Consider the following 14166-nt stretch of genomic DNA (forward strand, 5'->3'; position numbering starts at 1 on the left):
TTGCATCCTCAAACGGTTTAAGCACAATTGGAGAGGTGCTCGAGTGGTTGAAGAGGTACGCCTGGAAAGCGTATATACCCCTAAAGGGTATCGAGAGTTCGAATCTCTTCCTCTCCGCTGATAATAAACAATTTAAAAGATGATTGAAACCTGCAATCATCTTTTTTTGTATCTTTATACAGAATATTCTGTACATTTTTCTGTTCTTTTAGAAAACCTTATTAAGGTCTCAGACCTATTTATTACTTTGGTAAGTAAAGTAGCTAAAGCTTATTATGAGTTTAATATATTATCATTAAATTTCCTGTTTCTTACTATATTATATACAACACATACCTAATAACAACATCACAAGTTGATTATTTTAACTACCTTTACAAAAAGGATTTAGGTATATAAATGCATTATGAGAGAATGAAGAAGGGACAAATAACCATAAAAGACATTGCTAAAGAATTAAAAATCTCTGCATCAACTGTATCCCGGGCATTAAACAATAATCCGGATATTAGCATCGAGACCAGAAAAATGGTGCAGAAATTTGCGAAAGACCATAAATACAAGCCGAACTCAATGGCAATGAACCTTCGCAGTAAACATTCTAATATTATAGGTGTTATTGTACCGGAATTAGCCAATCATTTCTTCTCATCTGTGTTATCAGGCATAGAACTTATAGCCGAAGAACATGACTATCAAGTCATTGTTTGCCAATCATTGGAAGAATACACCAAAGAAGTCCGTAATGTTCAGACTTTAATAAAAGCGAGAGTATGCGGAGTTCTCATATCCCAGTCCAAGACAACATTGGAGTACGATCACTTTCAGGAACTGATAGATAACGATATACCCATCATCTTTTTCGACCGTATCTGTACAGGTATAGATACAGGCAAAGTGGTTGTAGATGATTACTCGGGGACATTGAATGCAACAGAGTATATGATCAAAACAGGCTGCAAAAAAATTGCATTTCTGGGAGCACCGACTCATCTCGAAATATCCAAGAATAGGAAAAACGGTTATTTGGATGCTCTTCGAAAACATCATCTACCAATAACAGAGTCTTTTATATGCGGTGCCGATAATAAACAACTGGGTTATGAGACAGCAAAGAATTTGCTATTATCAGATAATCGGCCTGATGCATTTATGTGTATGAACGACTATACTGCTTCAGGAGTACTAGTGGCAGCGAAAGAATTAAAGATAAAAATTCCGGAAGAAATATCTATTTGTGGTTTTTCAAATTCGAATATATCACAGGATACAGATCCTATGCTCACCACTGTAGATCAGTATCCGGTAAGAGTAGGAGAAGAAGCCATGAAACTAATTCTCGAAAAAGTTAACAATGCGGAACAGAAAGACCGCAAAAATAAAATTATCAAGACAGAGCTGATTATCAGAGATACGACAAAACACCTTGACAATCAATAGTCAATGCATCAGATAAACACGATGACTCAAAAACCACTTTTGAACAACAAACAAATATGGAACATTAACTTCGGCTTTTTAGGCTTACAGATTTGTCTCACTCTCATTCTGGCAAATACAAGCCGGATACTCTCGGGATTAGGAGCCGATATAGATCAATTGCCGCTACTATGGCTTGCCCCTCCTCTCGCCGGATTGATTATACAGCCGATAGTCGGATACATGAGCGACCGTACATGGACTAAGTGGGGCAGACGGATACCATATGTGCTGGCAGGTACAATTATGACAGCCTTAATGATGCTCTTAATGCCCAATTCACATATTTTGAACAACATCTTCTCGGTTGTCCTAAGCATCACATTCATTCTTTTCTGGACACAAACAGCCCTGAATATATCCATGCAGCCATACCGCTCATTGGTTTCAGATATGGTAGACAGCAGACAAAGCAGCAAAGGATATTCCACACAGACAATACTGGCAAATATAGGGGGAATCATCGGTTCTCTCCTACCATATGTTCTGGCTCAGGCCGGAGTAAATAACGAAGCCGATGAAAGCGGACGCATTGCCGATTCGGTTACATGGTCTTTCTACATAGCGGCTGCAATATTGCTTGTCACATCCCTCAAAACATGTTTCTCAGTAAAGGAATACCCGCCTGCAATTTTTGAGAAATACAACTCCGCAGATATATCAAAACAAAGTACAGTAAGTACAAAAACGATAATTTACACTTTGTCGAGGATATCAATAGTGCAATTATTTTCATGGATGGCATTCTTTATCATATGGGTATACGCCACAGATGCTTTAGCTGAATCGGTGTGGAATACGAGCGATGCTTCATCATCTGCATACAACGATGCCGGTAACTGGTACGGAGTACTTACAGGAGTGTATAGTATTACGGCTGCAATTTTCTCCTTTTATATACCCCGAATATCTAACCTCATCGGGCGGAAGACTCTTTACTCTCTGGCTTTATTTGCCGGGGGATTAGGAACTATCTCGTTGTATTATATCAAAGACCAGTATATACTTCTATTTCCTATGATTGCGATAGGTATAGCATGGGCCCTCATATTGACCATTCCCTTTACGTTAATGAACGATATAGCTCCGGCTAAAAAAATGGGATTTTATATGGGATTATTAAATATAACTATCGTTTTGCCTCAGATAATAGGCGGACTAACAGGTAACTTTATTTTTAAGCATATAGCAGGTTCATCCTCCGTCTCGATGATGCTTATAGCCGGAATCTTTTTATTTATGGGAGCTGTGTCCGTCTACTTTATCAAGTCGAGAAAAACGGTTTCTCTTCAATAACCTCAATTAGTAGTTGAAAATTCATCTCAAAGTTATAATTACCTAGAACATCTGTTTTTTTATAAAAATAAAAGGGTTTGAAACCTAAAAATGTCCGCAGCTAAACAGCTACGGACATTTAAACCTAGAAACCTTCTAACCTTTGAAACTAACTAACCTTGAATCTATATCTTATAGCTTTTTCAATCCTTTAGTTGCAGCCTTATCTGCTTCGATCACACTGATAGCAAAACCTCCGCCGGGAGCAGCTACCTGAGTCAATTTAGACTTATTTGTAACAACTACCTTACGAATTGTGTAGGCCTGTGTATTTGTTTTATAATTAGCATCTTTAGCATCAGCATATATCGTTGCCACATATTCTTTACCCGGATCCAAAAAGTCGAAAGTAAATGCTGAAGTATGTCCTTCTTCGCTGCTGGTGTTACCGATAAACCAGTTATTAGTACCTTTAGCCTTACGCGCAACAGTTATATATGATCCCGGTTCTGCTTCCAGATATTTACTGTCGTCCCAATCTACAGCGACATCTTTAATAAACTGGAACGCATCCATGAATTTATTGTAATGCTCTGGTAAATCCGCAGCCATTTGTAATGGGCTGTACATCGTTACATACAATGCCAACTGACGAGCTAACGTACTGTTTACGTGCGAATGATTATTTGGATTTAGTTCTGCGATATCCATAACAAAAATACCAGGAGTATAATCCATCGGACCACCGATCAAACGGGTAAATGGAAGAATAGTTGTATGGAAAGGTTTATTACCTCCGAAAGCTTCATATTCTGTACCTCTAGCCGATTCATTTCCGATCAGATTAGGATAAGTACGAGAAAGACCTGTAGGGCGACTTGCTTCATGGGCATTGACCATAATTTTATAATCGGCAGCCTTTTTCAAAGCATACAGATAATGGTTATTCATCCATTGTCCATAATGATGTTCTCCACGAGGAATAATATCTCCGACATATCCACTCTTCACTGAATTATATCCATTGTCTGCCATAAATTTATATGCCTGATCCAAATGGCGTTCATAATTACGGACAGATGACGAAGTTTCATGGTGCATCATCAAACTTACTCCTTTACTTTTTGCATAAGATTGCAATTCCTGGACATTGAAATCAGGATAAGGTGTCACAAAATCAAAAACATAATCTTTTGAATTTCCGAACCAATCTTCCCAGCCGATATTCCAGCCTTCAACCAATACCTGTGCAAAGCCATGTTTCGCTGCAAAATCAATATATTCTTTTACATGAGCATTATTAGCCGCATGTTTCCCGTTTGGTTTTACTTTCGAATAATCTGTTTCATCTAATTTCACGCTGGGCAGATCATCTGTATAAGCCCATGTGCTTTTTCCTGTAATCATTTCCCACCAAACTCCGATATATTTAACGGGTTTGATCCACGAAGTATCTGTCAATTTACAAGGCTCGTTCAGATTCAGCGTAATATTCGAAGCCAATATATCACGGGCATCATCACTTACGATCACTGTACGCCAAGGTGATGTACATGGAGCCTGAAGATGTCCTTTGTTTCCTTGAGCATCTGGAGTCAGCCACGATTCGAAAATCATATTTTTATCATCCAGATTCAGGTTCATCAAAGAATAATCAACCAAAGCGGCTTCATGAAGATTGATATACAAACCATCATCAGTTTTCATCATTAATGCAGTCTGTACACCAGTCTGAGAAAATGCAGTCTGAGAACTATTTTGAGTATAGGCCTCTTTCATCAGTCCTCTTATCTGTGACAGTTTTGATTTTGTATAATCATATTCCTGTGTATCGTAATCGCCCGGAATCCAGAATGCTGTATGATCTCCGGTCATTGCAAATTGTGTTTTTTCTTCTTTTATCGTGAAGTAAACAAGATTCTTTTGTTGAGGAAATTCATATCTGAAACCTAAACCATCATCAAACAATCTAAAACGGATGATTATATGACGGTCGGTACTTTTCTGATCAAGAGTTACGGCCAGCTCGTTGTAATGATTACGGATATCTTTTGTTTCCCCCCAAACAGGATGCCATGTTTCGTCAAAAGTACTTGTTTGAGTATCAGATACTGAAAACCCATCAAACAAAGATGATTTAGGATCATAAGCCTTATTATCGTAATTTTCCTTACCCGAAAAATCATCAAAGGTGTACGATGCTCCGGCATTTTTCAGTTCAAGACCCATTTTACTGGGCTTAACTACATCCTTACCTTTGTATGTAAGGCTATAAGTAGGCACTCCGTTTCCTTGCAGCGAGAATCGCAGGATAAAATTACCATTCGGTGATTTTAACTCTTGTGCCGATACAATTCCGCCAATAAGGCATAAGCACATTAATAATATTAGTTTTCTCATAATTGATGGTATATAAGGTCACAGACCTATTTATAATTTTAGTATGTATAATAACTACAACCAGTTATTACTGAATAATACAGTTTTTGATCTTTATGGCAGCCTAGGAACAGACCTGTTATTGCATAACAATCTATTGTTCTTACACTTGAAAAGTCAATAAAAAGGTCTGAGACCTTATGACTATACAAAGAAAAATAATCCGTATCTATTAACATATCTGTTTTTCACTAAAAGAGTCAATCTACAACTGCAAACGTTTGCAATCTGCACACAATTCTACCTTCCTATTTTTTCATAAATTTGCGAACAGAAATCTTATCCCCTAATTGAATTTTCACGACATAGGCTCCGGGTATAAGCCCCGATATATTGAGAGACGAGCTATTACGAGACATCGCAACCAGACCTCCCGAAAGATTGTAAACCTCCACACTTTTCACTTCACCACCGTTATATAATATCTGAACATCGGAAACAGTAAGCCCTGCCAAGTCATTTTCTATTACATCTCCAATTCCGGCAACACCGCCATTATCAATATACAAACGATATTCTCCCGGTTGCAACTTGATAGAATAATTGGTTGATGACACCGACAGGTTTTCTCCGGAGATAGCATTATACCAAGTTCCTGTCTTAGGTAAAGTTAAACTGACTGTAGCTTCGGCTACACCAAAATTACCTACCAGGAATGCATTAATATCACCTTTCCAGACTATATATTTTTGTGCATTAGCCAACGAATAATCCAGATTTAAACTTTCGAATACATTATTCTCTTTTTTCAATTTGATGAGTTTAGCATACGCATTATATAAGTTCTTTCGATTGACGTTATCCAGATAATCCCATCTTACAGGTTTCTCCGCTACCCGGCAGTCTTCCGAAATAGTAGTTCCATCACTGCAAGTATTAATAGAATAATCGTATCCTAACTCACCAAACTGCCAGATCATTTTAGGTCCGGGCAATGTAAAATAGAAAGCGGCTGATAATTCTGCTCTTTTCAATGCTGTAGCAAGATCTTTGACATTATAACTACCGCTTGCATTCCCATAAGCCAGCGATTTATACATCAAACGCTCTTCATCGTGACTCTCCATATAAGCTACCAGATTAGGCTTAGACCAGCCTCGTTTTGTATATATAGCCCCCGACAAATCAGAATTTCCATTATCCGTCCACCCCATAGTTCCTTCGGCATAGTTATAATTCATATTTCCCCAAAGCATAATATCGGCATCAGCTAACACTTTTTCTTCACTGTTATCTGCCAAATGCTCCATAATAACTATGGCTTTAGGGTTACGCTTATATATTTCGGAAGTCATTCTTTTCAGTATATCGATACGAGACTGATCGTATGCCCATCCGTTACCCTTAGTGTTTGTAAATCCTTTGGTAAAATCGAAACGAAAACCATCTATCCGATACTCCTTCATCCAATAACTGTTGACACTATCAACCAGAGCTTTGGTTTGCTCCGACTCGTGATTGAAATCGTACCCCCAACTATAGTCTGTATTAGGAGATTCCACATTGTACCATGGATTATCAGACGAAGGTTGGCTGTTTGCAGCATCCCAATACAACTGCACGAAAGGCGATTGGCCGAATGAATGGTTCAGTACCATGTCTATTACCACAGCAATATTTCTCTTATGACATTCGTCTACAAAGTTTTTAAACGCATCTTTAGTTCCATAATATTTATCTACCGCAAAATAGAATGATGGATTATATCCCCAACTGCTATTTCCTTCAAATTCATTTATAGGTAATAATTCGATTGTATTAATACCTAACGATTGTAAGTAATCCAGTTTAGCCAAAGTTGATACAAAACTATGCTCGGTGGTAAAATCGCGAATCAAGAGTTCATATATTACCATTTTATCTTTTTCGGGCAAGGTATAATCGTTATTCTTCCATGCATAAGATACCTGACCGGGCTGAAAAACAGATGCTACACCCTCGGTTTTACCCGTAGGATATGCTTTCAGATTAGGGTATACTGCAGACGGAATATATTGATCATTCCACGGATCAAGTACCTTATCTGTATAAGGGTCTGCAATCTTTAATGTACCATCTACCAGATACTGAAAAGCATATTCTTGTCCTTTACTAAGTCCTGTAATCGTTATCCACCAATAATCGCCGTCTCTGTTCAGCATATAGTTATTATTGGCTTTCCAATTACTGAAATCACCTATCGCATATACATTTTTCTTATTGGGAGCATAAAGTACCAATGTTACCGAATTATCGTTTATATAATTTATTCCGGCTCTTGAATTAGATGGTCTTACCTGATCAATTACGTCTTTCTTGACTGTAACGAATACGCTATCTCTTACAGAAGATGTTCCTTGCATGGCCTCAGCAATGAGCCAATGACTACCTGCTGTTTGAAAGTTATATGTATACGAAAGACTTGTAACATTTGTTGTTTTTGTAAGTTCTGTTTCATCTAATAGTATGCGGATGGTAGCAGTAGCTGAGCTGTTGGCTTTTACATCTATAGATGTATTTTTATCAATAAGCTGGTCAGATGATGGTTTTTCGAAACTTACAACTAATCCTGTTTCATGCACATCTACAAAAATATCTTTGCCATTGTCTTTTCCTTCTTTCGATCCGTCTGCATTACGAAAAACGAATGCTAATTTCTGAATCTTCTCCCCTTGAGGTACTCCGTAATAAGCGCGGATATTGGGAGAAATACTTAGTTTCCATTTATTATTCCCTTGCGATACCAGCTTGTACTTAGCACTGTTATCAAGCCATGTTGGAGCATATTTCCAATCGGATGTAGAGGAACTCTTATCGGTAATTACGCCTGTATGGGCATACACATCGCCTGTTATACCTGACAAAGCTGTACCTGTTGCATCAAAGATGATTTCGGCGGAAGTCTCATCCGTCAAAAAAGCGGGGTTTGTAGTGATAATCTGTGCTTGCAACAAGAATGGCAACAAGAGCATTATCATCAAATAATATATTTTTTTCATGCGATAGTATTTAAAGGTTGGCTGTAATAGAAGAAGGAGTAAATAATCAAACTCACTCCTTCTCCTTTCTTACTATAAATTATTTCAATTATGCAATCACATTACTTGCTTAAGAATACATACTGACCTGTGAGATCGTTGAACTTAATAAAGTATTTACCATCTTCAGCCGCAATATTATTACCTGAACCTCCACCATAAGGGAATGAGTCTCCACCCCAACTTACAGCCCAGCCAGCATCAGCTCTGAATTTGATTTCACCTGCAGTAATATTAACATCATCAGCAACCCAGATATGAGGATCATAAGACGATTTTGTCAGCTTGATAGTTCCTGCATCAGACCAATTATTAAATGCTCCGATAAGTTCTATATCTCCATATCCTTTAGCGGCACTGGCATCGTACGCCGTTACTGTATATTTCAAGGCTGAAATATCAGCTGTTACAGTATAATAACCTGCTGTTTTTATATCTGTAATATTTCCTGCATTATCTGATGTCAATGTACCGGCAGATGCTCCAACTCCATAAGATAAAGCCCAAGTTCCAAGATTTGCGTTAGGTATAAATTTGAACTCGCTGCCTGCTGCAAATTTTCCGGTATAAGTATTCACTTCATCATTAGATGCACGGAACATCACAAACTTGTAATTTGTATTATCCCAAGAGTTTTCGCCAAACATGCTTCCTATTAAATGGATCGGATCCGGAAGAGCAACTTCTTCATAAGGCGTTACCTTTGCTGCAAATACATTTGAAGCAGTAGAATAAATAAAAGCTTCAGCTATTTTAGAAATCACACGTATTTCTATATTATACTCTTTTTCGGGAGTCAGTTTCAAACCTGTCACCAAAGCCGAATTAAGGTCTCCCACTTTTATCGATGCACTATAAACTGTAGCACTGGTAGGATCACTCACTTCAGATATTTGAGTAACAGTCTGGGCTTTAGCAAAATTACTACCTACAGTATCTACTTGTATATAATATGTGGGAGGAGCCAAAGCCAATTCGGATTGCTTGTAAGAAGTCCAACTTAGGTTAAACGCCTCGGTCTTCTTATCTTTCTGCAATAGTGTATAGGCTGTTCCATCCGTAGGATGAGTTAATACCGAAGGCTGATATTGAGGGATAGCAGGCTCGTCATCATCGTTGCATGAAACAAAAGCCAACATCGCAATCATCAGAAATAATATATTTTTAATTTTCATGATATTCTCTTTGTTAATGATTATTTATACAATTCATTCTGTTGCAATGCAGGATTACCGGTCAGGTGCTTTGTACTGATAGGGAACAGCTCGTATTTTTTATCTATGTCTGTACCATTCTGTACACCGCCTTTCCAAGCCCAATTGTAGCCAGTAGTAAACTTCCCGAAACGAATAAGATCAGTTCTACGTTGAGCTTCCCAATATAATTCACGACCTCTTTCATTCAGAATATCCTGTAATGTAATAGATGTTGCAGCAGCAAGTCCGGTTCTTGAATGAGCATGAACTTTATTATAATCAGTTAATGCACTGGCAGAATCTCCAAGTCTTAATTCAGCTTCGGCTTGAATCAAAATCACATCAGCCAAACGGAATAACGGAAAATCGGTATCAGTCCATTGACCGATTCCATTAGGATTTGTAGCTCCATCCCAACCTCTGTTTGTAAATTTGATAACCGACCAGCCTTTTTGGAAGTTCAGCAATTCAGTCATATTCTGATCTCTATCGGTTTTAAAGAATAAAGCTCTTTTATCACTGGAAGAGAACAAACTTGATAATTGCTGAGTAGCTCTATTTCCACTCCATGAAGCATTAAAGTCCAGAAGCTCTCCGGTCATGTCTCCTGCAGTAGAAGATGCCATCACGAATGTCATTCCTCCCCAGTCTCTGGCTTGTGTAAAATCATAAGGCAGTGCAAATATGATTTCTTTTGATTTATCATTATCAGCACAGAATAAATTCTGATAGTTAGATTCTAACTCAAGACCTGTATATGAGGTCACCTTCTTGGCATAAGTCAGAGCATCGCTCCAGCGTGCTGTACCTGTATAAACTTCTGCATTCAGATACATCTTAGCTAATACTGTTTGTACCAGCTGATTTGTAGCAAGTCCATAAGTAGCACTAGAGTAATCTCTTAACAATCCTCCCTTTTCTATATCCAGCAACTCACTTTCGATCCAGTTAAACATACCTTCACGACCTAACTGTTCGGGCAGATAAGATACCGAATGTTCTTCAGTTACCCACCCCGGATTACCATATACATCAAGAAGGAAGAAATAGTTCATGGCACGCAATGTACGCACTTCGGCACGCATACGATCCAGATTTTCGACTTCGACCTGAGGAGTTACTGTATTTTTCAGAAATTCATTCGCAAATACAATATTCAACATACAACGCTGATACAACATATAACCGATATAGTTATCGGGAGCAAGTAATGTCTGAGAATAATTTCTTTCATCACTGTCACTCCATGCACATTTCGCTTCATCAGACGTTAGTTCCTGAATATTGAAATAAGTACGTAAGAATGTAGTCTTACCTTGGTCAGACGAAGAAGGAATATCTCCGTCCCCATCTGGCCCTGTTATACCTAGTTTACTAAACCCTGCATATACTTTCGCCACCAACATCGGGTAATTACTAGCATCAGAGTAAGGGTCTAATTCTACATTCGGTCCTTTTTGTGTTGTATTGAGATCATCTGTACATGCCGCAAAAGGAAGGGACAACAATACAGATAAACCTATATATAATATATTTTTATACTTTACCATTTTATTTTTCATAAGGCTCTAATTATTTAGTAAATCAAATAGGTCTGAGACCTTAAAAGTTCAAATTCACACCAAACATAAATACCAATGGTCTTGGATACAGATTATAGTCAATACCTCCGAAAACCTCAGGGTCCAATCCGTCGTATTTACTGATCACAATAGGATTCTGCACTGATGTATAGATTCGTGCTGAAGATGTTCCTCCATTAAAGAATCTCAAATTGTCGAATGTGTATCCTAACGTAATGTTATCGATTTTAAGGAATGATGCGTTCTGAACATAATAATCCGACAATAATTGTTTCGATCCGAAATTTGTACCTAAAGCAGAGGTAGGCTTATTCGATAAGAACAAGTTATTTGAATATATAGATGACAAGCTTAAATCCGCACCATTAGCAGCTACAGCATTATAAACGTAGTTACCTAACGAGACACGACCATTGAAACCAAAGTCCCAGTTCTTATAAGTCCATTTAGAACTAAATCCCATAGTAACATCAGCATCTGGTTTTTTGTAGTAGTACAAATCAGACTCATCGATTTTACCATCACCATTACGATCTACATAAACACCTTCTAATGGTTTACCTTTATCGTCATACACTTGTTCGTAAACATAATATGTTCTTGGCGCATACCCGGTCATATAAACCTGAGCATACTGTCCACCATCACCTCCAGTTGAACCTAACTGTATTCCGGTGAAACTAGGATCTGGATTATTCGTCAATTTTGTGATTTTACTTTTATTATAAGCCAAGTTAAAACCTACCGACCAATCAAAATCTTTAGCAACGATAGGTCGTGCATTGATTGAAAATTCGATACCTTTATTAGTCATATCCCCAACATTCTGATCTAATTGTTCAGCAGGACTGGTTCCGGCAACAACAGGAGCCACACCATTCAAGAGATCAGATGTCTTACGATAATAAACATCAATAGCTCCATTGATACGGTTATTTAAAAATCCATAATCAATTCCGGCATTCCATGTAGTTGTGGTTTCCCATTTCAGATCAGGATTATAACCACTTGGTCTCATCAAGTTCACCCAATTTACTGTACCATCGGCATTATACCCCATCGGATAATAGGCTTGCCCTCTACCTGTACTATAAGCTGCTGAAGAAGGATAATATCGTCCTATATCTTGCTGACCGGTTTTACCCCATCCCAAACGAAGCTTAGCATCACTCAATACAGAGACATCTTTAAGGAACGATTCTTCTTTCATCTTCCAAGCAAAGGCCAATGACGGGAATATACCCCATCTGTTGCCACTTGCAAAACGAGACGAACCATCATCACGAATAGTAAAAGTAAATAAGTATTTATTATCAAATGTATAGTTCAAACGACCGAAGAAAGATATCAGATAGTATTCATTAAATGTATAGTAGTTTGTTTCTGGGTTAATCAACTCAAGACTGCTTACACCATCGTCTTTAGATACATACCATGTCAATTGATCACTAGTTACCTTGTAATGCTGCCATGAATAACCACCCATTACATCGAACTTACTTTTCAATGATGGAACTTCCTTCATATATTGAGTATAAAATTCAAGCAACTGATTGTTTTTGAAATTCTGGAAGTTTTCGCGAGATCCGCTTTGCGAATCATTTTCACTATATGCAGTAGGATTAAATGGGTCTCTAAAGTTTGTGCCTCCTGTAGTTGCAACATCCAAACCCAAGTTCAGATTGAATCTCAAATCCGGGAAGAAATGCAATTTATAGTCAGCCTGAACATTACCGATAAAGTTTCTTACATTAGCTCTGTTGTTCTGCATTTTGAGCATTGCCACAGGATTTTTTGTTGCTATAGATGAATATTTACCTTCATTATCTGTCCATGTAAAATACCCTCCCCATATGCTGGAGTCGTCATAAACAGACTGAGTAGGATCAAAAGCAACAGCTGCACCAACAGCTCCGGTATCGGCAAAACGAGTTTTTGAATACATCCCCTTACCATTGATATTCAATTTCAAATGATCGTCAAACAATGATGGAGTAAGAGATATACTAGCAGTAAACCTGTCCATAGTAGATGTTTCCAATATACCATCTTGTTTTGTATATCCTAAAGAAGTACGAAAAGGAACAGCTTTACCCAAAGCTCCATAAAAACTCAAGTTGTGATCTGTACCGATTGCATCTCTAAAAATTTCATCCTGCCAGTCGGTATTTGCAGTACCCAATTTTGAGAGGACATCAGCTTCACGGCTATCTCCAGTAAATTTATTTGCAACAAAGTTTCTGAATTCATTACCATCCATTACGTCGATGCTATTTCGTCTGGTACTCAAAGATATATTTCCATTATAAGCGACCTTCAATCTACCACTAACCCCTTTTTTTGTTGTGATCAAAATAACACCATTAGATGCTCTCGAACCATAAATAGCTGTAGCCGAGGCATCCTTCAAAACCGTAAATGTTTCGATATCCGCAGGATTTACTGTACTCAAAAAATTTGAAGATCCCGCTAAATCGTTACTTACGATAACTCCATCAATAATCACTAATGGATCATTTGTTGCAGAAAGAGAAGAACCTCCACGAATACGGATTGTAGAACCTTCGCCCGGACGTCCGCCATTAGAAGTTACTGCAACCCCTGCGATCTTTCCCCCTAAAAGATCCTGAGCAGAAGTAGCTAACCCTTTATTTTTTTCATCGATTTTTATAGCAACAACAGAACCGGTTGCATCTTCTTTTTTTACGCTTCCATAACCGATCACCACTACTTCGTTCAGAAGTTCCGTATCATCAGCCATTTTAATATTTATTTCTTTCTGACCGGCAACAGGGACTTCTAAAGCCTTGTAACCGATATAAGAAATAACCAGAGTTGAATTAGCCGGCGCACCGATCTGAAATTTACCATCCAAATCCGTAACTGTTCCGGTTGTAGTACCTTTTACCACTACAGATGCTCCAATAATAGCTTCGCCGTTAGAATCTGTCACAGTTCCCCTAACTACACTAGTAGAGCCACCTTGTGCATACATTGTCGCAATAGACAATACTCCCATCATTGTAAACAGGAGCAATGTAGCACAGCATTTTTTCACCTTTTCCTTCATGTGCAAATTGTTAAGATTAACATAAAATTTAAGGACTTAAAAAAAGATTCAAATCCTCATTAAGTTTAAATCATGATACAAATATGATATAATGGAACCCTTTTTTC

General features: G+C 37.9%; 8 protein-coding genes and 1 tRNA gene. 3 read left to right on the plus strand and 6 right to left on the minus strand.

Annotation, left to right across the window (positions count from 1 at the left end):
• Nucleotides 1-29: 29 nt before the first annotated feature.
• The 3 genes from AABJ51_RS10790 to AABJ51_RS10800 all read left to right on the plus strand — a co-directional run bounded on the left by AABJ51_RS10790 (nt 30) and on the right by AABJ51_RS10800 (nt 2775).
• Nucleotides 30-117, plus strand: a tRNA-Ser gene (locus AABJ51_RS10790).
• 297 nt (nt 118-414) lie between these two features.
• Complete coding sequence (locus AABJ51_RS10795) at nt 415-1440, plus strand: LacI family DNA-binding transcriptional regulator (RefSeq protein ID WP_026626128.1); 1026 nt, start codon at nt 415-417, stop codon at nt 1438-1440.
• Nucleotides 1441-1461: 21 nt separating this feature from the next.
• Nucleotides 1462-2775, plus strand: coding sequence for an MFS transporter (locus tag AABJ51_RS10800; RefSeq protein ID WP_338372541.1), 1314 nt, complete (start codon nt 1462-1464; stop codon nt 2773-2775).
• 171 nt (nt 2776-2946) lie between these two features.
• On the opposite strand, the gene AABJ51_RS10805 is transcribed toward AABJ51_RS10800, so the two are convergent.
• From AABJ51_RS10805 to AABJ51_RS19445, 6 genes are all read right to left on the minus strand, one after another.
• Nucleotides 2947-5154: a glycoside hydrolase family 97 protein gene (locus AABJ51_RS10805; protein ID WP_026626126.1), complete on the minus strand. Its 2208-nt coding sequence runs from the start codon at nt 5152-5154 to the stop codon at nt 2947-2949.
• A gap of 287 nt (nt 5155-5441) precedes the next feature.
• A complete protein-coding gene (locus tag AABJ51_RS10810; RefSeq protein ID WP_338372543.1) occupies nt 5442-8171 on the minus strand; it encodes an alpha-amylase family glycosyl hydrolase in 2730 nt (909 codons plus the stop codon).
• 101 nt (nt 8172-8272) lie between these two features.
• Entirely contained in the window at nt 8273-9385 is a 1113-nt protein-coding gene (locus AABJ51_RS10815) for a SusE domain-containing protein (RefSeq protein WP_338372544.1), read from the minus strand.
• A 20-nt stretch (nt 9386-9405) separates the two neighbouring features.
• Nucleotides 9406-10968 (minus strand): RagB/SusD family nutrient uptake outer membrane protein, encoded by a 1563-nt coding sequence (locus AABJ51_RS10820; protein WP_338372547.1) that lies wholly within the window; start codon nt 10966-10968, stop codon nt 9406-9408.
• 40 nt (nt 10969-11008) lie between these two features.
• Entirely contained in the window at nt 11009-13984 is a 2976-nt protein-coding gene (locus AABJ51_RS10825) for a SusC/RagA family TonB-linked outer membrane protein (protein WP_491844614.1), read from the minus strand.
• Nucleotides 13959-14039 carry a hypothetical protein gene (locus AABJ51_RS19445; RefSeq protein ID WP_491844615.1) on the minus strand — a complete coding sequence of 27 codons (81 nt, stop codon included), beginning with the start codon at nt 14037-14039 and terminating at the stop codon, nt 13959-13961. The genes AABJ51_RS10825 and AABJ51_RS19445 overlap by 26 nt, the downstream gene beginning before the upstream one ends.
• Nucleotides 14040-14166: the final 127 nt, after the last annotated feature.

This window comes from Indolivaga capnocytophagoides, from assembly GCF_036511535.1.
Taxonomy (GTDB): Bacteria; Bacteroidota; Bacteroidia; order Bacteroidales; family Dysgonomonadaceae; genus Dysgonomonas_A; species Dysgonomonas_A capnocytophagoides.

What these genes read in the sequence shown, in the direction of transcription:
- AABJ51_RS10795 (WP_026626128.1), top strand. Translation starts at nt 415, where the DNA reads ATGAAGAAGGGACAAATAACCATAAAAGACATTGCTAAAGAATTAAAA.
- AABJ51_RS10800 (WP_338372541.1), top strand. Translation starts at nt 1,462, where the DNA reads ATGACTCAAAAACCACTTTTGAACAACAAACAAATATGGAACATTAAC.
- AABJ51_RS10805 (WP_026626126.1), bottom strand. Translation starts at nt 5,154, where the DNA reads ATGAGAAAACTAATATTATTAATGTGCTTATGCCTTATTGGCGGAATT.
- AABJ51_RS10810 (WP_338372543.1), bottom strand. Translation starts at nt 8,171, where the DNA reads ATGAAAAAAATATATTATTTGATGATAATGCTCTTGTTGCCATTCTTG.
- AABJ51_RS10815 (WP_338372544.1), bottom strand. Translation starts at nt 9,385, where the DNA reads ATGAAAATTAAAAATATATTATTTCTGATGATTGCGATGTTGGCTTTT.
- AABJ51_RS10820 (WP_338372547.1), bottom strand. Translation starts at nt 10,968, where the DNA reads ATGAAAAATAAAATGGTAAAGTATAAAAATATATTATATATAGGTTTA.
- AABJ51_RS10825 (WP_491844614.1), bottom strand. Translation starts at nt 13,984, where the DNA reads ATGTATGCACAAGGTGGCTCTACTAGTGTAGTTAGGGGAACTGTGACA.
- AABJ51_RS19445 (WP_491844615.1), bottom strand. Translation starts at nt 14,039, where the DNA reads ATGCTGTGCTACATTGCTCCTGTTTACAATGATGGGAGTATTGTCTAT.